At 35.1% G+C, this 21,919-nt stretch carries 19 protein-coding genes and 1 other annotated feature; of the genes, 1 reads left to right on the top strand and 18 read right to left on the bottom strand.

What is annotated here, in order from left to right:
* Window position 1 precedes the first annotated feature (1 nt).
* The 5 genes from ACFVRR_RS04975 to spoIIQ all read right to left on the bottom strand — a co-directional run bounded on the left by ACFVRR_RS04975 (window position 2) and on the right by spoIIQ (window position 6,182).
* Window positions 2-1,525, bottom strand: a complete 1,524-nt coding sequence (locus tag ACFVRR_RS04975; protein ID WP_387325363.1) for a spore germination protein — start codon at window positions 1,523-1,525, stop codon at window positions 2-4.
* Between the two features lie 268 nt (window positions 1,526-1,793).
* Complete coding sequence (locus ACFVRR_RS04970) at window positions 1,794-3,125, bottom strand: UDP-glucose dehydrogenase family protein (RefSeq protein ID WP_387325360.1); 1,332 nt, start codon at window positions 3,123-3,125, stop codon at window positions 1,794-1,796.
* Window positions 3,126-3,679: 554 nt separating this feature from the next.
* Entirely contained in the window at window positions 3,680-4,681 is a 1,002-nt protein-coding gene (gene mreB, locus ACFVRR_RS04965; protein WP_025569003.1) for a rod shape-determining protein, read from the bottom strand.
* A gap of 157 nt (window positions 4,682-4,838) precedes the next feature.
* The gene (gene spoIIID / locus ACFVRR_RS04960; protein WP_025569002.1) at window positions 4,839-5,108 is read right to left on the bottom strand and encodes a sporulation transcriptional regulator SpoIIID; all 270 of its coding nucleotides are present in this window, start codon (window positions 5,106-5,108) and stop codon (window positions 4,839-4,841) included.
* A 279-nt stretch (window positions 5,109-5,387) separates the two neighbouring features.
* Window positions 5,388-6,182, bottom strand: coding sequence for a stage II sporulation protein SpoIIQ (gene spoIIQ, locus ACFVRR_RS04955; protein ID WP_176522483.1), 795 nt, complete (start codon window positions 6,180-6,182; stop codon window positions 5,388-5,390).
* A 334-nt stretch (window positions 6,183-6,516) separates the two neighbouring features.
* Window positions 6,517-6,812: a binding site (T-box leader), on the top strand.
* 51 nt (window positions 6,813-6,863) lie between these two features.
* On the opposite strand from spoIIQ, the gene ACFVRR_RS04950 reads away from it, so the two are divergent.
* The gene (locus tag ACFVRR_RS04950; protein ID WP_387325357.1) at window positions 6,864-8,483 is read left to right on the top strand and encodes a peptide ABC transporter substrate-binding protein; all 1,620 of its coding nucleotides are present in this window, start codon (window positions 6,864-6,866) and stop codon (window positions 8,481-8,483) included.
* A gap of 309 nt (window positions 8,484-8,792) precedes the next feature.
* Here the strand turns inward: ACFVRR_RS04950 and spoIID are convergent, their stop codons facing one another.
* The 13 genes from spoIID to ACFVRR_RS04885 form a co-directional block, all read right to left on the bottom strand.
* Window positions 8,793-9,806, bottom strand: coding sequence for a stage II sporulation protein D (spoIID, locus tag ACFVRR_RS04945; protein WP_387325355.1), 1,014 nt, complete (start codon window positions 9,804-9,806; stop codon window positions 8,793-8,795).
* 278 nt (window positions 9,807-10,084) lie between these two features.
* Window positions 10,085-11,389, bottom strand: coding sequence for a UDP-N-acetylglucosamine 1-carboxyvinyltransferase (gene murA / locus ACFVRR_RS04940; protein WP_387325353.1), 1,305 nt, complete (start codon window positions 11,387-11,389; stop codon window positions 10,085-10,087).
* Between the two features lie 32 nt (window positions 11,390-11,421).
* The gene (locus ACFVRR_RS04935) at window positions 11,422-12,141 is read right to left on the bottom strand and encodes a YwmB family TATA-box binding protein (RefSeq protein ID WP_387325351.1); all 720 of its coding nucleotides are present in this window, start codon (window positions 12,139-12,141) and stop codon (window positions 11,422-11,424) included.
* An 80-nt stretch (window positions 12,142-12,221) separates the two neighbouring features.
* The gene (locus tag ACFVRR_RS04930; protein WP_387325349.1) at window positions 12,222-12,458 is read right to left on the bottom strand and encodes a DUF1146 family protein; all 237 of its coding nucleotides are present in this window, start codon (window positions 12,456-12,458) and stop codon (window positions 12,222-12,224) included.
* A gap of 176 nt (window positions 12,459-12,634) precedes the next feature.
* The gene (gene nuoN, locus ACFVRR_RS04925; RefSeq protein WP_387325346.1) at window positions 12,635-14,131 is read right to left on the bottom strand and encodes an NADH-quinone oxidoreductase subunit NuoN; all 1,497 of its coding nucleotides are present in this window, start codon (window positions 14,129-14,131) and stop codon (window positions 12,635-12,637) included.
* A 3-nt stretch (window positions 14,132-14,134) separates the two neighbouring features.
* Window positions 14,135-15,643: a complex I subunit 4 family protein gene (locus ACFVRR_RS04920; RefSeq protein ID WP_335448674.1), complete on the bottom strand. Its 1,509-nt coding sequence runs from the start codon at window positions 15,641-15,643 to the stop codon at window positions 14,135-14,137.
* Window positions 15,640-17,496, bottom strand: coding sequence for an NADH-quinone oxidoreductase subunit L (gene nuoL, locus ACFVRR_RS04915; protein ID WP_387325342.1), 1,857 nt, complete (start codon window positions 17,494-17,496; stop codon window positions 15,640-15,642). The genes ACFVRR_RS04920 and nuoL overlap by 4 nt, the downstream gene beginning before the upstream one ends.
* 17 nt (window positions 17,497-17,513) lie before the next feature.
* Window positions 17,514-17,828, bottom strand: coding sequence for an NADH-quinone oxidoreductase subunit NuoK (nuoK, locus tag ACFVRR_RS04910; RefSeq protein WP_025568976.1), 315 nt, complete (start codon window positions 17,826-17,828; stop codon window positions 17,514-17,516).
* A complete protein-coding gene (locus ACFVRR_RS04905) occupies window positions 17,825-18,343 on the bottom strand; it encodes an NADH-quinone oxidoreductase subunit J (protein WP_025568977.1) in 519 nt (172 codons plus the stop codon). Before ACFVRR_RS04905 ends, nuoK begins: the two co-directional genes overlap by 4 nt.
* A complete protein-coding gene (gene nuoI, locus ACFVRR_RS04900; protein WP_025568978.1) occupies window positions 18,340-18,759 on the bottom strand; it encodes an NADH-quinone oxidoreductase subunit NuoI in 420 nt (139 codons plus the stop codon). The genes ACFVRR_RS04905 and nuoI overlap by 4 nt, the downstream gene beginning before the upstream one ends.
* 31 nt (window positions 18,760-18,790) lie before the next feature.
* Complete coding sequence (gene nuoH / locus ACFVRR_RS04895; protein WP_387325339.1) at window positions 18,791-19,792, bottom strand: NADH-quinone oxidoreductase subunit NuoH; 1,002 nt, start codon at window positions 19,790-19,792, stop codon at window positions 18,791-18,793.
* Window positions 19,792-20,892 (bottom strand): NADH-quinone oxidoreductase subunit D, encoded by a 1,101-nt coding sequence (locus tag ACFVRR_RS04890; protein ID WP_387325337.1) that lies wholly within the window; start codon window positions 20,890-20,892, stop codon window positions 19,792-19,794. Before ACFVRR_RS04890 ends, nuoH begins: the two co-directional genes overlap by 1 nt.
* Window positions 20,893-20,900: 8 nt before the next feature.
* Window positions 20,901-21,919, bottom strand: a 1,019-nt coding sequence (locus ACFVRR_RS04885; RefSeq protein WP_387325334.1) for an NADH-quinone oxidoreductase subunit C, incomplete at its 5' end; no start/stop codon positions are given.

Genomic DNA, 21,919 nt, shown 5'->3' with positions numbered 1-21,919 from the left:
CTTATTCTCCAGTACTTTGTTCTTTAACGGTTTTTGTGTTTCCTTGACTAGGTGCAACTAAAATAGTATCTTTTTGACTTTTTATACGGAATGGAGCAAATGGTGCAAAATATGGCTCTCCAAAAGATCGTAGGCTACACATATGTAATAATATAATTAAACCGCCAATCAACATTCCAAATAAACCAATATAAGCTGCTGCCAATAATAATATAAACCGAAGAATCCTAGCGGCTGTTGACATATTATAATAAGGGATCGTAAAGCTAGCAATCGCAGTAATTGATACGATGATTACCATTGATGCAGATACAAATCCTGCTTGTACAGCTGCTTGCCCCAAGATTAAGGCTCCAACAATTGAAAGCGCCTGCCCAACCGCTCTTGGCATTCGAATTCCGGCTTCCCGTAATACTTCAAAAATTAGTTCCATTCCAAGGGCTTCAACAATCGCTGGCAAAGGCACACCTTCACGTTGCGCCGCTAAGCTTACTAATAAAACCGTTGGAACTACAGCCTGATGGAATGAAGTAATTGCAATGAAAATTCCAGGTGCAAACAAAGCAGTCCAAAAGGACATATAACGTAGCAATCTTAAAAAAGTACCAATATAAGAGCTTTGATAATAATCCTCTGGAGATTGAAAAAACTGTGTAAATGTAGCTGGTAAAATTAAGACAAATGGTGTACCAGCTATAAAAATTGAAACACGTCCTTCCAGTAAGTTACCTACTACAGCATCAGGTCTCTCTGAGTTAATCATTGTAGGAAAAATAGTCTTTTGGTCATTTTGAATATAGTTTTCAATATAGCTGGATTCTAAGATTTCATCTGCATTAATAGCCTCTAAACGATGTTTTACTTCCCTTAATAACTCTTCATCTACAACACCTTTTATATACATTATTTCTACATCAGTTCTCGTTACTTCACCTATTTTCATTGACTCGATTCGCAGCGCTGGGTGTTGAATTCTATTACGAATTAGAGAAGTATTTGTGCGTAAGCTTTCTGTAAAGCTATCCTTTGGTCCTCTGATTACTGTTTGTGTTGAAGGCTCTGATATACTTCTAGATTGCACCATTTTTGTACATGCAACTAAGAAATTACTATCATGATCTAAAAGAACAACTGTATCTCCAATTAGTAATGCTGATAGGAGATTTGTATAGCTTGATTGTGATTTTAAACTTGAAACGGCGATTACGCTTTTTAGGCCATTCTCTAAATCTGTTAAGGACAACGTTGTTTCTTTTTCTGCATTAATTTTAACGATTTTATTAATGATTCCATCATTCACTAATTTCTCATTTGAAATTCCGTCAATATGAATCACAGCAAAAGAATACTGCATACCTTCCCCAAGTGTTTCATGACGAATCACAAGGTCGGAGCTATCTCCAAAATCATCTTTTATTCTTTTAATATTCTCTAAAATGTCCTTACTTAAAGAACGGGATATATTATTTTGAAATGGAATTTTTTTATTTGTAGCTGCACTATTGGTTTCTTTATAGTTAAACACTTTTTCCACCACCCTATAATCATGGCTTATTATTCTTATACTTTTTCCAAAATATTTCATTTAATGTATTGTTTTCTAAGTGGATTTTTTTGCACATAAAAAAAGGCTGTCTAATGAGACACCCCGCTTCACTTTTGTTCTAAAAATTTTTTCCTACTAGGTTACTCGATCTCAGAAGTGCCGTATCTTATCCAAGTAACTTAAATGTCCAACTCCTATTAAAGAGTCATAGAAATTTCAGTCCAAAAGAGTCTTAAATTTAAGATCATTATTTACGAATAAGCTGTGGGATTGGATTCACCGGCTTTCGACCGATTGAGTAATAATGAATGTTCATTTTTTGTATTTCAGTTAATTCAAAACAATTACGTCCATCAATTACTAACGGTAGCTTCATTAGCTCCTCATATAATTGGAGATCGGTTTCTACGATTTCTCTCCATTCAGTCAAAATTAATGTAGCCTCTTTATCATGAATAGCTTCCTTCACATTAACTGAATACTTTATGGAATCTCCGAATACTTTTCTTAATTCAGGTAAGGCATATGGATCATACACTGTTATTTTAGTACCTTCTCTGATGAACTGATTAATTAAATCGATAGAAGGTGCATGTCGAATATCATTTGTATTTGGTTTAAAGCTAACTCCTAGAAATGCAATTTCTTTATTTTTTAAATTTCCAAAAAGAGATTTTGTTAATTCAAAAAGTTTTATTTTTTGTTGATTATTAATTGTAATAACAGATTTTAATAGTTTTAAGTCTACACCTACTAGCTCAGCTTCTTTTACTAAAGCAGTCGTATCCTTTGGGAAACAAGATCCGCCATATCCAATTCCAGCTTTTAAAAACTTTGAACCGATTCGGTGGTCGAGCCCGATACCATGAGCAACATGATCAACATTAGCATCTAATTTTTCACAGATCGTGGCAATTTCATTAATAAAACTTATTTTAGTAGCTAAAAAAGCATTAGATGCATACTTAATCATTTCCGCACTTCTTGCATCTGTTGTATAAATAGCTGTATTAAATGGTTTATATAAATCCTTTATCAATTCCGTTGCACTTTGACTTTCGGAACCAATGACAATTCGATCACCATTAAATAGATCGTAAAGTGCAGAACCTTCCCTTAAAAATTCAGGATTTGATACGATATCAATCGTTAAATGTCGAGGGGCATTTTCCAGCATTATTCTCTTAACTGCCTCATTCGTTCCAACTGGAACAGTGCTTTTAATAACAACTGTTAAATTTTTTTTAGCATTAATTGCGATCTCTTTCGCAACCCCTTTTAAATAGTGCAAATTTGCTGTTCCATCTGGATGTTCTGGTGTACCGACAGCAATGAATATGATATCTGCATGGCTATAAGCTTCTTTGTAATTTGTTGTAAACTCAATTTTATTAAGGAAAATATTTTCTACTAATGATTCTTTCAAACCCGGTTCAAAAATAGGGCAAATTCCTTTTTGCAGTAATTGAATTTTTTCAACATCAATATCAACACACGTTACATTGTAACCAACTGAAGCAAATGAAACTCCTGTAGTAAGACCAACATATCCCGTACCAGCAACAACTATATGCGTCATGGTTCATCCCCATCCTATACAATTAATCAGTAAAGATAAAAAACCTTTAACACTGCCTAAAGTGATAAAATTTACTTTTAATTGCAAATTCAGATTTGATTTCTATAGGTCAACTGTTTTTTAAAGAGATAAAATTTAGTATCTCTACTTATCTTGAAGTTTGCTCATCATTTACACCAGTTAAATTAACTATCTACTAATCATCATCCTTTTTCCGATTTTTTTAGATAAAGTCCCAAGTTAAACTAGAGGAGCGTTTTACATAATTTTTAAGATGTTAGAGTTTTAAGTATTAAATCATATGTACTGCTTACCTAGATAATCTACGGTTTACAATTACTTTACTTAATTTAAACTTTAAATGGAGCTTTTTAAACTTTGATACTTTCCTTTTCTCTATTCCAACTTTGACTACCTTCTTGTTCATCTTAACTTTACAAAACCTAAACACTTTTCTTACAAAGATAACTGCTCCTAATAAATTCCAAACAAAAAAATCCCAAGCTCTATGCTTGAGATTTCAGTGTGTAGTCAAGCTACAAAGCTTGAGATTTTTATTTTAAATAGCGACTTGGAATCTTATCAATGTTTTCTAACATAATTCCAGTACCTACTGCAACACATTGCATTGGATCTTCAGCGATGAAAACAGGTACTTTTAACTCTTCAGCAAGTAAAATATCTATTCCATGAAGTAATGCTCCGCCACCAGTAAGAATAACTCCACGATCAATAATATCAGCTGATAATTCAGGTGGTGTACGCTCTAATACTGTTTTTGCAGCTTGTACGATTAAGTAAACTGGTTCACTTAATGCTCTTTGAATTTCATCAGATTGTACAGTAATTGTGCGAGGTAATCCAGTTACCATATCACGTCCACGGATATCGATTGATTCATTTCTTGCGCCAGGGAAAACAGTACCTACTTCAATTTTAATTTGCTCTGCAGTACGCTCTCCAATTAGCAGTTTGTATTCACGCTTGATATAGTTTAGAATCTCCATATCAAACTTGTCCCCTGCCATTTTAATTGAAGAGGCGGTGACGATATCTCCCATCGATAAGACTGCGACATCGGTTGTCCCACCGCCAATATCAATTACCATGTTACCACTTGGTTGGAATATATCCATTCCAGCTCCGATTGCAGCAACCTTTGGCTCTTCTTCAAGATAAACTTGTTTACCGCCACTCTTTTCAGCAGCTTCACGAATTGCTTTTTGTTCAACAGATGTGATGTTTGTTGGGCAACAAATCAAAATACGCGGCTTTGACATGAATCCCTTTACATCTAATTTATTTATAAAATGACGTAGCATTGCCTCAGTAATATCAAAGTCAGCAATTACACCATCTTTAAGTGGACGAATTGCTACGATATTACCAGGTGTACGACCTACCATGCGGCTTGCTTCTTCCCCTACTGCTAATACTTTACCGCTACTACGCTCTATTGCAACTACAGAAGGTTCGTTTAATACGATTCCCTTACCTTTTACATGTATTAAGACATTGGCTGTACCAAGATCTATTCCGATATCCTTAGAAAACATTCCTTTTGGCTCCTCCTTATTCACTATACTCATGAGCAGTTCCCCGAATACGTTCCATACCAAAATATAATTTTACCATAAAGAACTACTTTTAGTAATTAATATTTGTGAACAGGAGGTTAAATATTTCTAATTTTGTTTTCAAGGCTCAGAAACCCTATTTAGTTACTTTCTCAACATCTTCTTTTTGATACTTTTGCTTTGTAGCCTCTCCACCGCGTAAGTGACGAATTGATTTGTGATAATCCAAAATTTCTTTTACTTCATTTGCCAAATCTGGATTGATTTCCGGTAGGCGTTCAGTTAAATCTTTGTGTACTGTACTTTTTGACACTCCAAACTCTTTGGCTATTACGCGAACTGTTTTCTTCGTCTCCACGATATATTTCCCAATCTTGATCGTTCTCTCTTTGATGTAATCGTGCACACTACTCTCCTCCTCTAAATGGATGTGAGAAGCGTGAAATGAGACTCGTTTTGACTGACTAAGCTGCTCTTTTTCCTGCTCTGACTGACCTGCTGAGGTACATTTATTTTGACTAGGTAGAAAATCCACGATTCCTCACCTCAAACACCTCTTTGATGGGTTTATAACATTGTATTAGCAAAGGTGTCTAACTATGCACAATTATCAGAAAAAAACAAGTGCCCAACACATATGGGGTATGATTCCCACGTGTTAGGCACTTTGTGAATTGCTTAATTATTATTGTTGAATTTTATTTCCAGTTGAATCAGTATTAGAAGAACCTTCTTCATTGTCATCAGATACATTACCAGAAGTATTCATTGTATTCGATTCTTTTGTTTCGCTTTTTGTATTTTCAGAACTAATAATTGATGAAACATCTTGTCCTTGGTATTTCTCTGGATTAATTGCTACACCATCTTTACGTAATTCATAATGAACATGAATGCCATTTTCTTTGCCAATTAAAGCCGTTCCAGCTGTTCCAAGAACTTGTCCTTGTGAAACTTTTGTTCCTGGCTCAACACTTACAGACTTTAAGCTTTGGTAATATGAAACTAATCCGTTACCACTTTCTACTACAACTACATAACCTAGCTCAGCATCTTTTTGAGCTTTTGTAACAGTACCACTAAGAGCTGCAGTTACATCAAATTCTTTTCCACTTTTATCAACTAAATCCATACCCGTGTTGATCGTGAAAGTATTATTATCCATTTGGATTAATGATGCTTGTTGCTCATCTTTTGAAGCAGAGTCGTCATAATAATGACTTTTAACTTGAACTGTTGCATCCTTTGAAACTGGGTAAGTTAATTTTTCTTCTGGCTGTGAAGCTGGAATTGCCTCTGGCTCTCTCGTATCAACTGTAGTTCCAGTTTTTGTTGGAGTTGGAGCATTACTATATTGATACCATAACGCACCTGTCAAAATAACTGCCGCACTCACTAAATAAATTGCTGGTACTACCCAACGCTTTCTTAACATTTTAATAACCTTTTGAGAAGTTTTTTTGTTTTGTTCCTCTCTCATCCTTATCACCTCTGCAATCATTGTCAACAGATTTCTGGAATTATATACGCAATTTAGAAAATTTTAGTTCGACAAAATTCTTATTTTTCCACACAATTTCAAACTAATTCACATTAATCCACAAAATACTAGAAAAATATTAACAATTAAAAGCGATTTATCCACAATTCCACAAGGTTTATACACAATATTTGTGGATAAGTTAATAAGTCTCATTATGAAGTCCACAAAATATTTTTCTTGCAATTTTCTTTATTACAAAATATAATCACACTACAAGCTTGTACGATGTATTAAAAACTTAAACTTAAAAAATTATTTCAGTCATTATATATTTTTTGCGATGATGAAGAAGAGTAGATTATATGAAAGTTTCAGAGAGCTGACGGTTGGTGCAAGTCAGTACGGACATATTTTTGAATGGGCTTCTGAGCACCCAAACCGAACCATTTATTTATGCAGTAGGCTTTGGCGGACGTCTCACCGATAAAAGAGACGGGTATTCAAACTCATGTTTCGATACTGCTTTTTGTCACAAGGTAGTTCAATTCATTTGTTTCGATACTGCAAAGTGAGTCTAAATGTTTTTAGACTAATTAAGGTGGCACCACGGGAGTCCTCGTCCTTTTTATAAGGCGGGGACTCTTTTTTTGTACCCAAAAATAAGGAGAGAAAAATAAAATGATATTTACTAAGAAAACCTTCATATCAATTACTTTATTATTCACATTGGCACTAGCAGGTTGTGGACAACAATCAAATCAAACAGCTTCGAAGTCAAATGATCACACGTTACATTTAATGGATACTTCAGATATTGTAAGTCTTGATAGTTCACTAGCTTTAGATGGACCATCATTAAACGCACTTAATAGCGTAATGGAAGGTCTTTACATGCCAAATGAAAAAGGAGAATACGTTCCCGCTGCTGCTTTGTCACATAAAGTTAGTACGGATGGTAAAGTTTATACATTTACCTTAAGGGATGCTAAATATTCAAATGGAGATCCAGTAACAGCAAAAGATTTTGTTTTTGCAATGAAACGAGCAGTTGATCAAAATACTAAAGCTCAGTTTGCATACGATTTATATGATATTGAAAATGCAAAAGAAATTAACCAAGGAAAGTTATCTGTGGATAAACTCGGGGTAACTGCACTAGACGATAAAACATTACAAATTAAACTTGCACGCCCTATCCCATATTTCATTCAACTGACAAGTTTACCGATGTTCTTCCCGTTAAATGAAAAATTCGTTAAGGAGCAAGGTAGCAAATATGGTTTAGAAGCGAATACAACTTTATATAATGGTCCTTACGTTGTTAGTAAATGGAATCATGAGGCTGGATTCACTATGACAAAAAATCCGCAATACTATGATAAAAAGAATGTCCATGTAAATAAAATTGACGTTAAAATCATGAAAGAAACAACAACTGCAGTTAATCTTTATGAAACAGGTGAACTTGACCAAGCGATTATTGATTCTAATGTTATCGATCGTTATAAAGGGGATAAAGAATTAAACAAACTAGCTATGCCAATTGTCTCTTACATCAGCTTTAATCAAAAAAATCCATTTTTAGCAAAAGTAAAAGTACGTAAGGCAATCGCAAATGGCTATAATAAAGAGGACATTAGTACAACGATATTAAACGATGGTTCTATTCCTACTGATCGAATTATTCCTAAAGGTTTAGTAAAAAACTCGAAAGGGGTCGACTTTGTTGGCTCAACGTCTCATCCTTCTACAGTAAATTTAGAGGAGGCTAAATCTTTATTTAAAGAAGCTTTATCTGAAAGTGGTAAGTCAAAAGCTACAATTTCATTACTAGTAAGTGATAACAATACATCGCGTAAAATTGGTGAATATTTAAAATCACAATTAGAAACAAATTTAAAAGGTCTAACAGTTAATATTGTCGTACAGCCTGCACAACAAAAATTCGAATTGCGTCAGCAAGGAAACTATGATCTCTCTCTAGATACATGGGGCGCAGATTATCCAGATCCAACAACTTATTTAGAGCTATTTACATCTAAATCAGCTTTAAATGTATTAAATTATAAAAATGCTAAATACGACGAATTTGTTCAAAAAGCAAATACAATCAGCTTACAAAACGAAACAGAACGTTCTCAGCTCCTTCATAATGCCGAAGACCTTTTACTAGATGATGCTGCGATTGCTCCAGTTTACCAAGCTGGCTATGTATACTTGCAAAAATCAAATGTAAAAAACATAAAGGTACGTCCATTTGTTGGATATTTTTATTATAAATATGCTCAAAAGCAGTAAGGGCTAAGTAAATAAGTGGAATTGTATTCTTATGTATACTAAGGAACTGAAATTGAACCAAATAACACTGGTAATTCTGCAATTAAACTTCTTAATATCCCAAAATAAATACTTTCTTTAATCAAAAAACACTCTAAATGAACGAATCTTAGTTCGATTTAGAGTGTTTTTAAATTTAATTTCTTCTTTTCATATAAAACTGATAAACAAAAAAACAGACCTTCATGAGGTCTGTCCAGTGTGTAGACAGAGTACTAAAAAACTTGAGTTTCAGATTGACTGCAAGCGCTTGACGGGCAGTCTGAACTCTCAAAGCTTCTCTAATAGGTCATAATCCTTCTTACTAAGCTTCTTTATGTTGATTCCCTTATAATAATACTTAACAATCTCATCGTATGTTTTACCTTGTTTAGCAAGCTCATTTGCTCCGTATTGACTCATACCAACTCCATGGCCAAAGCCTTTTGTTGTAATGATGATTTCATTACCTGAACGCTCCCATGAAAAATCCGTTGAACGTAAGTTTAGTTTTTCTCTAATTTCTTTACCAGAGAGAGTTTTTTTACCAAACGCTACTTGTTCTACACGTTTACCTTGTGTTCTCAAAGTGACTTTCCCTATGTCTGACTTATTAATTTTCACATTAAGTTTTTTTTCGAAATCACTTAATGTAAATGATTTTTTTGATATATAGTTTGGAGCAACGGAATCCCAAGGACTCGGTACACTTTTCAAATATGGTACACTATTTTTCCAATAATCTTCGGAGTTTTCTGTGTATCCATTGCTTGTAGAGAAGAATGAAGCAGTTATAGGTTGTCCATTGTAAGTTAATATTTGTCCTTCAGTGGCTTTTACAGCTTTTTCAATTTTAGCTATATTTTTATCGTATTCAGCGCCATATCTTTTCTTCAAATCATCGCGATCCTGAAAGACTTGAAAATTAACTGAATCATCAACAATCCCACCTTCATCCAGTGGTTTACCTTCTTTCAATCGTTTGATGATAAATGTTCTTGCACTTAAACTTTGTGCTTTTAGTGCTTCTGTTTCAAATTTTGCTGGCATTTCTGATGCTACTACTCCTAATACGTATTCCTCGATTGGTAGTTTTTCTACTTTTTGTGTTTTTGTTCTAAAGACTTCAATACTTAGATTGTCATTTTTGTTCGCTGCTGCGACTTGGTTTGCTTTTTTCTGTAGCTGATCAACCAATCTACCATCTGTATGGCTATGAAATGGTAGAACAAGCAATGTAGGGATAATAATAACGACTGAGCAAGTAGTTAATCCTGCAGTGATTAATGTTTTAAATGACTTCATATTTTCCTCCTATCCATTTCAAAACAACTTTAAATGACAATTTTCAACTAATTGCCCTTTCTAAAGATAATTTATGTTTATGGACAAGCATTTAGAACAAATAATAGATTCATCTCAAATTAGATTCTTTTAACAAATTGTATTATTTTTTATTATTTTTAGAATATTTTATAAGGTTTCTGTCTATAACTGATAGTAGAAAGTTGCATGAAAATGCAAAAATGCCCGGCTCTATGTGGGGTAACACAAAGTGCCAGGCATTTGAATTAGTTTTTAGTTTACGCTTGTAAATCTTTAAGTGTTTCTTCCTCTACAGCTGTGCTTGGTTCGTATACACGTTCAATGTCCGCTCCAAGTGCAGCAAGCTTTTCATGGAAATTTACATAACCACGATCTAAATGTTTTAATTCAGTAACACGAGTATATCCATCAACAACTAGACCAGCAAGGATAAGTGATGCAGCAGCACGTAAATCCGTAGCAGCTACTTCTGCTCCTTGAAGATCATTTGGTCCATGAATAATAGTTGATCGACCTTCAATTTTAATATTTGCATTCATGCGACGGAATTCTTCCACGTGCATAAAACGATTTTCGAATACTGTTTCAGTAATCATGCCTGTTCCACTAGCTTTTAATAGAAGTGCCATCATTTGTGATTGCATATCTGTTGGGAAGCCTGGGTGAGGCATTGTTTTGATGTCTACAGGTTTTAAATTGTCTGTACCAATTACACGAAGACCTTCTTCCTCTTCGATAATTGTTACGCCCATTTCACGCATTTTCGCTACTACTGAGCTTAAATGCTCTGGAACTGCATTTTCAATTAATACATTTCCATTCGTAATTGCTGCTGCTACCATAAATGTTCCAGCTTCAATACGGTCTGGAATAATGTGATGAGTTGTACCAAATAATGTTGGTACACCTTCAATTCGAATAGTGCCTGTTCCAGCACCACGAACTTTACCGCCCATTGCATTAATGAAGTTTGCTAAGTCAACAATTTCAGGTTCTTTTGCAGCATTTTCAAGAATTGTTGTTCCTTCAGCAAGTGCTGCTGCAGACATAATATTTTCTGTTGCACCTACGCTTGGGAAATCTAAATAGATTTTTGCCCCTTTTAAACGACCGTTTGATTTTGCTTCTACAAAACCATTACCAACCGTAATTTGAGCTCCCATTGCTTCAAACCCTTTTAAGTGCTGTTCAATTGGTCTAGATCCAATCGCACATCCACCTGGTAACGCTACACGTGCATGACCATTTCTTGCTAAAAGAGGTCCCATTACAAGAATAGATGCTCGCATTTTACGAACATATTCAAATGGTGCTTCAACATGTAAATCCTTTGAAGCATCAACTGTTACTGTATTATTTTTAAACCCAACCTCTGTATTTAAATTACGAAGAACTTCGTTAATCGTGTAAACGTCAGATAGAGTTGGTACGTCATGAATTATATTTTTTCCTTCACTAGCTAGTAGCGCTGCAGCAAGAACTGGTAAGACAGCATTTTTTGCACCCTCTACACGAACTGTGCCTTGAAGCTGTTTCCCGCCACGGACAATGATTTTATCCAAACTTTTCCCCTCCGTGTCCTAAAATAGATCTATCAATATTCTACTGTTATAATCGGTGTGCCAATAATAATTGTCGTTGATTTATCAACATTGTTTTCACGTATTGCAATTTGTAAATTAATTTTTTTGCCATTTGCAACCAGAGCGTCATTCCACTGTTCAGTATATGCTGAAACAGAGACGAATGCCCCTTCTTTTATTTCTTCAATTTTTGTTGCTTTAAAAGTCCCCAAAAAATCATTTTTTATACCCTGCAAAACACCTTCAAGTTTACCACCGATTGTCCCCTTAATACAAGTAAAAAAAGTAGGTTCTTTACTAAAAATATTTTCCAATGAATTCTTTATAAGCTTATTCGTTTCTTTTTCAGCCTGTTGGTCCCATTTAGTCCCACTAAGTTCATAAATTACATAGCTGCTGTTATTGCCAGTAGATGTAACAACGATTCTTTCTGTGACCAAATTATGGTTAAACGTACCAATTATTTTATTACCATTGTCAGCTTTCGTCCACTTAAAATTTTTAAAATCCTCTTTATATTTACTGATTATTTTGGACACCGAAGTATTCATTTTAGCTTCTCTTGAGTATAAATTCCAACTTGTAACCGAAATGTCTTTTTTATTTAATACGTCTGCAAAACGATTCAATTGGCCTACACCTGTGTCAGCCATACCGATTTTACCCCAATTAAAAAATAGTGCAGAAGCAAAAGTAATCGTAATTAATAATATGTACATAGTCTTTTTCATAAATAAACCCCTCTCTTACTTCCATTTTTCACAGGTAGAGAGGGGTTTATACGGTACAACGTAACATACTTTTTGACAAATTATTTCAATAAATATGTAATGTTTTTTGTATATTGAAGATAGTCTAGGAAAAAACTACTTACAGCAGAAGAAATTGTAATCGTCAGTAGCACCATAAAAAGTCGAATTTGGGCGACATGGCCTTTTTTCATAATACTCTCCCACTTAATTGCTGTTAGCGCCCACCAAGTTAAACTAATGAAAAATAAATGGACAATTATTGCTAATAACGCTTCTGTCCCAACTAAAGCTTCCATTTTCCACGTCCTCTTTCCGCATTTTTATAGAAAAAATTTTCAGATTGCCTAGTTGCATTTTTAGCCCATGTGTTCTTAGTACACGAAGTTTCAAACAGTCTGAAAACCTAATTTTAAACTTTTTCTACAAATTAAAAAGTGTAGGAATCAACCTACACTTTTAATTTAAATATATTTTACGCCATAAAGAAGTCTTTCACAATGTCTAGCTTATGAAATACATCTAATGCTAAAGATGGTTTAATACCCAATACAATTGTTAAAATAGCACAAACCAATACAACGAATAGATGTGTCTTAGGAAGTACAACTTTACGCTCTTCACCACTTCTAAAGAAAATAGTTTGAAGGATCCCGAAATAGTAAAAATAGGATACTACTGTAGTTAAAAGTAGAATACCACCTAGAACATAATATCCTTTAATTTGGACGAAAGCCCCCAAGAATATATTTAACTTTCCTATAAACCCTGCAGTTAATGGAATACCCGCCAGCGATAAAACAAATATTGTCATTGTAATCGCTAAAAATGGATTTGTTTTAATTAGCCCTGCAAATGATGATAATGAGTCAGATCCCCTTTGTTGTTGTACATTGTAAACAATTGTTAAAATACCGATTGTCATGAATGTATAAGCTAATAAGTAGAACCAGATTCCCTCAAACATGAATGGTGAAATACTTACAAATGCAACTAGAACATAACCACCGTGTGCAATACCTGAGTATGCAAGAATACGCTTTAGACTGTTTTGTTTTAAAGCAATTGTATTACCAATAATCATCGATAACGCGGCCAATGTGGCAACAACTGGTTGCATTACTTCAAATACAGATTTTTGTTCCTTCATCAATAATGCACCCGTAAAAATTGCTAAGAAGATGCGAAGTACGATAATAAAGCCACCTGTTTTTGAAACTGTTGCTAAAAATGCTGTTACAGGTGTTGGAGCACCTTCATATACATCTGGCGCCCACATATGGAACGGAACAGACGCAAGTTTAAATGATAATCCAACAAATACTAGCACAAATGCTAGGATCATTAGAAATTCATTACTGCTTGGAATTCCTTGTTGAAGTGCCAAATTCATTTCAGTAAAGTTTGTTGTACCTGTTAAGCCATAAGTATAGCTTAGTCCGAATAATGTTATTGCAGTTGAAATACCACCGTTAATTACATACTTAAGTGCAGCTTCAGATGAGCCTTCTCTTCTCTTTTGAATGCCAACTAGAATATAAGATGAAATCGAGAGTAACTCTAATCCAACAAATAATGTGATTAAATCACTACTTGAAGCCATATACATTGCTCCAATTAACGCTGTAATAAACAATGTGTAGTATTCTGAGCGCTCTGCAATTGATTTATCTCCAAGGGCAAGTAATAAAACTAAGATTGCCCCGATTAATAAAATAGTTTTAAAGAGAAGCCCAAATGAATCAAGTTTAAACGATCCCGCTAATAGACTTATTGGTTTATGTGAATAAAGTGTGAATAACCATACTAGTGATCCGACAACGCTTAGTAAACCAACCCAACCGACTATTTTACGACTCGCATTCTTAGGTAGTAAGAGTTCTAGAGTTAATAGAAGAAGCGTAGCAGCTACTAGAATAATCTCAGGACCCATTGTTCCCCATTGAAATTCAGATAATGCTTTCCAAGTCATCTTCTATACACCTCTAATCCCTTGAATGATAAAATCCACTGATGAAACAATCATATCATTTACGAAAGCTGGATATACACCAAGCAGGACAATCGCAAATACTAAAATAACTGAAGCGATTGCTTCACGTTTTGACAAATCAGTGAATGATGAAATAAATTCACTAGTTTTACCGAAGCTTAATTGTAAAATTGCTCTTAAAATATAAGCTGCAGTTAAGATGATTCCTAATGTACCTACAGTTGCAATTGCTTTATGAGATTGGAAAAGGCCTACAAATGATAACCATTCTCCTACGAACCCTGATAGACCTGGTAAACCTAACGATGCCATACCACCAAAAAGCAATAAGCCGGCAAGTCTTGGAGCTGATTTTGAAAGACCAGAAATACGGTCAAAACTAGTAGTATCACCTCGGTTTTCTAACATGCCAACTATTAAAAATAGAAGTGCTGCAATTAAACCGTGAGATACTGATTGTAAAATTGCTCCTTGGATTCCAGCGCTATTCATTGCTGCTAATCCAATAATAACAATCCCCATGTGTGAGAAACTTGAATATGCCAATACAGAGCGTAATTCCTTTTGAATTAAAGCAATATAAGCTCCGTAAAGTAAATTAATTACACCAATAATCGCAAGAGCTACCGACATTTTTTCAAATTGCTCTGGGAAAATACCTAAAGCAAAACGAATTAAACCGTAAGTTCCAATTTTTAATAGGATACCAGCGTGAATGATTACCACAGCAGGATTTGCTTGAGTATGAACATTCACCATCCATCGATGGAACGGGAATAATGGTAGTTTGATTGCAAATGCAATTAATAAACAAATTAATAGAACCATTTTTAAATGCTCTGAAATTGGACTAACTGTTTGTTGTCCTGCTGGAATAATGTTTGCTAAAACTTCATAATTTGTTGTGCCTGTGCGAGCAAATAGGACAGCAATAACAAATAATAAGAATGCAGACCCTAATCCGTTATAAATTAAGAATTGGTATCCAGCACGTTCACTATCAAATCGACCCCATTTACCAATTAAGAAGAACATTGGCACTAGCGTTAATTCAAAGAATAAGAAGAATAACACTAAGTTCTGAGCTGCGAATACACCAAACATACCTACTTGTAAAATAAATAGTAGTTGATAGAAGCCTTTTGAACCTTTATTAATAGAGTAACCTGCTATTACAGCGATTAATGAGATAATACCAGTAAGTAAAATCATCACTAATGATAGACCGTCTACTCCAAGCTCAAACTTAACTTGAAACAATCTAGTTGATCCAGCGAAAAATTTTCCAAACGAAAACCAATCATATGAAATATTCCAATCTTTTAAACTAGAATGGTTTTGACCTGCTATATAAGCTAGTATAGTAACTGCAAATGATAAAACCGAAGTCAATAATGCCCAAAGCTTATAAGAATTCTTTGGAGCAAAAGAAACTAGTAATAATCCCAATAAAGGTGAGAAAACAACCCATAATAAGAAATGAGACATCATAAGTTGTACCCCCCTGTCACAACGATTGCTAATAAGATTAGTACAAGACCAAGTAATGTGATAAATCCATAAGTTTGGACTTGACCACTTTGAAGCCTTGAACCAATTCCACCGACACTACTTACAATTCCTTTTACTAGTAATGCAAGTCCTTCAATTACAAAACGCTCAATAGCAAACATTACATGTCCGATTGCAAACATACCTTTTACAATTGAACCGTTATACAATTCGTCAATATAATATTTATTAAGAAGAATTTCATAGAATAATCCATTTTCTTCTTGTTTCGATTGCTTCACATTTCTTCCATACATATTGTAAGCAAGCGTAATACCAGCTAAAGAAACAAGCGTTGCTACGATCATAATCCAAACCGGCTCATGACTATGCTCAGTAATTGTAAATGGAGCTCCATCTAATAAAAACTCATTTAAGTGACGACCAAAGAATGGTGTATTAATATAACCTGCAAATATTGCAAGGATCCCTAGTAGTGACATTGGAAGGACCATTGACATTGGTGACTCGTGCGCACCTTTAGTCTTCTCTTCTCCAGTGAAAACTAAGAAAAATAATCGGAACATATAGAAAGAAGTAAAAAATGCCGCAGTTAAAGCTACTACGAATAAAACGTAATTGCCATTTTCCCAAGTTGCAGCTAAAATTTCATCCTTACTAAAGAAACCAGATAGTAATGGTACACCTGTAATAGCTAATGTACCGATTAAGAATAGTGTAGATGTCCATTTCATTTTCTGACGTAATCCACCCATTTTAAAAATGTCTTGAGTGTGTACGGCATGAATAACACTACCTGCAGCTAAGAATAACAAAGCTTTAAAAAATGCATGAGTTGTTAAGTGGAAAATACTTGCTGTATAACCACCTACACCTAATGCAAGCATCATATAGCCCAATTGACTGACTGTAGAGTATGCTAGTACTCGCTTAATATCTCTTTGCACAAGACCAATACTCGCTGCAAAAATTGCTGTAAATCCTCCGACAATCGCAACTACCGTTAAAGCAGTTCCACTAGCAATAAAGATTGGATAAGTCGTTGCTACTAAGTAAACACCGGCTGCTACCATTGTTGCTGCGTGAATTAATGCAGAAACAGGTGTTGGACCTTCCATCGCATCAGGAAGCCATGTATGAAGTGGGAACTGACCTGATTTACCCATTGCTCCTACGAAAATCAGGATCGCAATAAGTGTTAACATACCAGTACTCACCTGTCCGCCTTGGATTACACTGAAAATTTGATCGAAATCAAAGCTCTTTGTTTTCCAAAATAAAAGTACCATCCCGATAAATAAACCAACGTCCCCTATTCTAGTCATAATGAACGCTTTTTTAGCCGCTGCTTTTGCTTCCTCTTTATAAAAGTAGAAACCAACAAGTAAGAACGAACCTAAGCCTACTAACTCCCAGAATACATAAAGTTGTAGAATGCTAGGTGAAATAACAAGTGCTAACATCGCAAATGTAAATAAGCCCAGATATGCGAAAAACACTGTAATTCGATCATCCTCTTCCATATATGCTGTTGAATAAATATGTACTAATGTACTAACAAACGTAACGATTACTAGCATTAACGAATTTAGTGCATTTACTACATATCCAACGTGAATATCGATATTTCCAATTGTTAACCAAGTGTATAGTTTCTGCACTGTATCCCCTTGTAGACGGTCAAATAAGACGAACAAGGAGATGATGAATGAGATTCCTGTTAAAGTTGCTCCTAAAATCCCACTACCTTTCTTTCCTTTTGTACCAGCTAATATTAGGATTAGAAAGGAAATTAGCGGAAGTACCGGAACAAGCCAAGCATACTGCATCATCAAATTCCACCTCCTATTTATCTTTTCAATGAATCAGCTTCATCGATATTGACTGTCTGACGATGACGATACCATGCAATTAAAATTGCTACGCCCACTGCAGCCTCAGCAGCTGCAACTGAAATCGTAAATAATGAAAAAATTTGTCCTGTTAAAGACGGTGCTACACCCAGCTTACTAAATGCCACTAAATTAATATTTGCGGCATTTAACATTAACTCAATACAAATTAACACAATTACAGTGTTTCGTTTTGTTAATGCACCATATAATCCGATACAAAATAAAATTAGCGCTAAAAGAAGATAAGCATTAATTGGAACTGAACTCATTCCTTCGTACCCTCCTCTTTTGAATCATCTGATTTTGCTAAAATAATCGCACCTACTAAAGCAATTAGTAATAATACAGACATTACTTCAAATGGCACGATATGATTTGTAAATAATTGTAATCCAATATTTTTCGTATTATTTGTTGCTAAATCAACATCTGATGCGTCGATTGAAAGTCCGTTTACTCCTAAAAACATAACGACTCCAAATGCAACAATACCGATTAATGCAGCTATATTTCTCCAATTTCTTTTTGGTTTTTCACTTTCAATATCATGTTTCGTTAACATGATTCCAAAAATCATTAAGATTGTTACTGCACCTGAATAAATAAGAATTTGAACAACTGCTACGAATTCAGCTGATAGAAGGACATAAATCCCTGCAATACTGATGAATGTTAATACAAGCGAAAGCATCATATGCATAACTTTCGTTGAGTTTAACATCATTACGCCACCTAAAATGGCTGATAAAGAAAGAAGAAAGAAAGCAACTACGAAACCACTCATGCTTTATTCTCCTTTCGAATGTTTTGATCGTTTTCATCAAGCCATTGAAGGTCTTTAAACAATTCATCTCGTGAATATTCAGCAAGTTCAAAGTTATTTGTCATAATAATCGCTTCTGTTGGACAAACTTCTGTACATAAATCACATAAAATACAAATTTCAAAATTTATATCGTATGTGTCGATAATTTTTCCTTTTTTCGTAGGATCAGGATGTTTTTTCCCAGTTAATGTAATACAGTCTGTTGGACATATTGCTGAACATTGATTACAAACAATACATTTTTCTGGATAAAATTTCTGAATTCCACGAAAACGATCTGGTAACGGAATCGGCTGATTTGGATAATCATACGTCACTTTCTCGCGCGTTAAATTTTGAAGAGTATATTTTAAACCTTTTACTAACCCAATCATGACTCACACCCCTTTAGATTGGTCTATTTGTTTAGAAGAACAAGCTTTTTACTAATGCAGTTATTAAAATATTAGCTAATGAAATTGGTAATAATACCTTCCAACCGAACTCCATTAATTGGTCAGCACGTAAACGTGGGAACGTAACACGGAACCAAATTAATAAATATAAAATTACACTAAATTTTAAAGAGAACCAAACAGCCCCAGGAATGAAGTCTAGACCCGCAATTGGTTTCCATCCGCCTAAAAATAGAATCGTAATTAGCGAACACATTGCAAAAAAGTAAACATACTCTGAAAGCATAAAAAATGCCCAACGGAATCCTGAAAACTCTGTATGATAACCTGCTACAAGTTCTGACTCAGCCTCTGGTAAGTCAAAAGGTGTACGGTTTAATTCAGCTACAGCTGCAATTAAGAAAACGATAAAAGCAATCGGCTGAGTTACAATGAACCACACATTCTCCTGTGCATTAACAATATCATTTAAATTTAAGCTTCCAGTTAATAAAATAACACCTAATACGCTCATTACTAACGGAATTTCATATGAAATCATCTGTGCTGCTGCACGCATACCACCAATAAGTGAGTATTTGTTATTTGAGGCCCAACCCGCTGTAACAACACCAACTGTTGTTAATCCTGAAACAGCAATATAGTAAAGTAATCCAACACCTATATCAGCAAACTGTAAGTTCTCTGTGAAAGGTAGAGTTGCTAATACCATAAACGCTGGTGCAAATGCAATGATCGGTGCAAGTATAAATAATGGTTTATCTGCCGCTTTCGGAATTGTATCCTCTTTTAAAAGTAGCTTTAATACGTCAGCAACAGTTTGAAGTAAACCATAACGTCCACCAACTTGGTTCGGTCCAATACGCCCTTGCATGAAACCCATTACTTTACGTTCTGATAGGATTCCAAATGTTACGAAACCTAAAACTACAAATAGAAAAATAACGCCTAAGCCTAAATAGATGAGAAAATTTATCCAAGACGGTGTACTTTGTAGAAGATTTTCTATCATTATCCGTCTACCTCCCCAAGTACAATATCGATACCACCTAAAATAGTAATTAAGTTTGCGATGTTTTCACCTTTTAATAGCTTTGGAAGAATTTGCAGATTATAAAAAGATGGTCGTCTAAACTTCAAACGATACGGCTCTTTTTTTCCATCACTTGCAATATAGCAACCGATTTCTCCACGAGGTGACTCGATTCTAACATATCCTTCACCTTTAGGAGCCTTGATGATTTTAGGAACTTTTGCTAAAATTTCACCTTCAGCAGGGAATTGTTCAACAGCTTGTTCTAAAATCTTTAATGACTCTTCAATTTCTAGCATTCTGCACATATATCGATCCCATGCATCGCCAACTGTTCCCACTGGGACATCGAAATCAAAGCGATCGTAAATAGAATATGGAGCATCTTTTCGTAGATCATATTTAACACCAGTACAACGAAGATTTGCACCACTTAATGAAAAATTAATTGCATCTTCTTGTGAATATGCACCAATACCTTTTACACGATTAATAAAGATTTCATTACCAGAAACTAAATCGTGATATCCCTTTAATTGCTCTCTCATATAAGGAATAAATTCTTTTACTTTTTCAATCCAACCTTCAGGAGCATCCCACTTAACCCCACCAACGCGCATGTAGTTAAAAGTCAATCTCGCTCCACACAGTTCGTTTAATAGATTGATAATCATTTCACGCTCACGGAAAGCATAAAGGAATGGACTCACTGCCCCAATATCTAGAAGGTTTGTACCCCACCAAACTAAGTGACTAGCAACACGCCCTAATTCCATTGCAATAACGCGTAAATACTCTGCGCGATCCGGAACTTTAATATCCATCATTGTTTCAACAGCATGGCAGAGAACATAGTTATTTGTCATTGCTGATAGATAATCCATACGGTCTGTATATGGAATAATCTGTGTATATTGAAGATTTTCAGCGATTTTCTCTGTTCCACGGTGTAGATAACCGATGACAGGTGTCGCCTCTTTAATGATCTCTCCATCAATCTTTAACACAAGACGAAATACACCGTGTGTACTTGGATGCTGAGGTCCGACATTTAATAGCATTTCTTCCGTACGAATCATGGCTTATCCTACACCCCCTCATCAAATTGAACGTAATCTTTTCTTAGTGGATAGCCAACCCAATTATCTGGCAGTAAGATACGCTCCAATTTTGGATGACCTTCAAACTGAATACCAAGTAAGTCGTAAGTCTCACGCTCTGGCCAGTTTGCACCTTCCCATATTGGAGTAATACTATCAACAATAGGTTGTTCACGGTCTGCTTTTACTTTTAAAGCGATTCCATGTTTACGTTTATATGAATATATGTAAGAGTAGACTTCCATGTACTCAACAAAATCAGTTCCATGTAATCCAGATAAATAAGTAAATTGTAGCTGTTCATTACTCTTTAAGAACTGTGCTACTTTAAAATAAGCATCCCTTTTAATTGTAAAAGTTGGATCATCTTTAGAAAGCGTATTAATAATTGCTTCCTCAATAACATCCGTTCCAAACTCTTTTTCAATTAATGCCTTTACTTCATCTAACAATGGTTGATTATGAGAAGGTTTCACTTCATCAACTGGAGCCTCTTTACCACCATCTGTTTTGCCTTTCGCTTTTGCAGCTGCTGCTGCTTTTGCCTTCGCAACTGCAATTGCCTTCGCTTTTGCTTTTGCCGCTTCATCGTCTGAACCAGCAATTGCTGTGTCTTCTCCACCCGTTGCTTTTTGTTTTGCCAATGCGGCTGCCTTTGCTTTTGCTGCCGCTACTGCTTTTGCCTTTGCTGCTGCAATTGCTTTCGCTTTTTCATCATCTGCAACATCTGCTGGAGTTTCTTCACCTTCTGCTGCTTTTTGCTTTGCTAATGCCGCTGCCTTTGCTTTTGCTGCCGCTACTGCTTTTGCCTTCGCTGCTGCTAAAGCCTTTGCCTTATCATCATCAGATGTCGCCTCTGGCTCTTCTGCTTGAGCCTGTTCGCCTGATTCCGCTGCTTTTTGTTTCGCAATTGCCGCTGCCTTTGCTTTTGCTGCCGCTACTGCTTTTGCCTTCGCTGCTGCTAAAGCCTTTGCCTTATCATCATCAGATGTCGCCTCTGGCTCTT

The sequence above is a fragment of the Gottfriedia sp. NPDC057948 genome (genome assembly GCF_042887255.1).
GTDB lineage: Bacteria > Bacillota > Bacilli > Bacillales > Bacillaceae_G > Gottfriedia.
This window is presented reverse-complemented; position numbering and strand designations above follow the sequence as displayed.

Excerpts from the sequence above, each read along its gene's own strand:
- ACFVRR_RS04970 (WP_387325360.1), bottom strand. The coding sequence starts at position 3,125 with ATGACGCATATAGTTGTTGCTGGTACGGGATATGTTGGTCTTACTACA.
- mreB (WP_025569003.1), bottom strand. The coding sequence starts at position 4,681 with ATGTTTTCTAAGGATATCGGAATAGATCTTGGTACAGCCAATGTCTTA.
- spoIIQ (WP_176522483.1), bottom strand. The coding sequence starts at position 6,182 with ATGAGAGAGGAACAAAACAAAAAAACTTCTCAAAAGGTTATTAAAATG.
- ACFVRR_RS04950 (WP_387325357.1), top strand. The coding sequence starts at position 6,864 with ATGATATTTACTAAGAAAACCTTCATATCAATTACTTTATTATTCACA.
- spoIID (WP_387325355.1), bottom strand. The coding sequence starts at position 9,806 with ATGAAGTCATTTAAAACATTAATCACTGCAGGATTAACTACTTGCTCA.
- ACFVRR_RS04935 (WP_387325351.1), bottom strand. The coding sequence starts at position 12,141 with ATGAAAAAGACTATGTACATATTATTAATTACGATTACTTTTGCTTCT.
- ACFVRR_RS04930 (WP_387325349.1), bottom strand. The coding sequence starts at position 12,458 with ATGGAAGCTTTAGTTGGGACAGAAGCGTTATTAGCAATAATTGTCCAT.
- nuoN (WP_387325346.1), bottom strand. The coding sequence starts at position 14,131 with ATGACTTGGAAAGCATTATCTGAATTTCAATGGGGAACAATGGGTCCT.
- ACFVRR_RS04920 (WP_335448674.1), bottom strand. The coding sequence starts at position 15,643 with ATGATGTCTCATTTCTTATTATGGGTTGTTTTCTCACCTTTATTGGGA.
- nuoL (WP_387325342.1), bottom strand. The coding sequence starts at position 17,496 with ATGATGCAGTATGCTTGGCTTGTTCCGGTACTTCCGCTAATTTCCTTT.
- nuoK (WP_025568976.1), bottom strand. The coding sequence starts at position 17,828 with ATGAGTTCAGTTCCAATTAATGCTTATCTTCTTTTAGCGCTAATTTTA.
- ACFVRR_RS04905 (WP_025568977.1), bottom strand. The coding sequence starts at position 18,343 with ATGAGTGGTTTCGTAGTTGCTTTCTTTCTTCTTTCTTTATCAGCCATT.
- nuoI (WP_025568978.1), bottom strand. The coding sequence starts at position 18,759 with ATGATTGGGTTAGTAAAAGGTTTAAAATATACTCTTCAAAATTTAACG.
- nuoH (WP_387325339.1), bottom strand. The coding sequence starts at position 19,792 with ATGATAGAAAATCTTCTACAAAGTACACCGTCTTGGATAAATTTTCTC.
- ACFVRR_RS04890 (WP_387325337.1), bottom strand. The coding sequence starts at position 20,892 with ATGATTCGTACGGAAGAAATGCTATTAAATGTCGGACCTCAGCATCCA.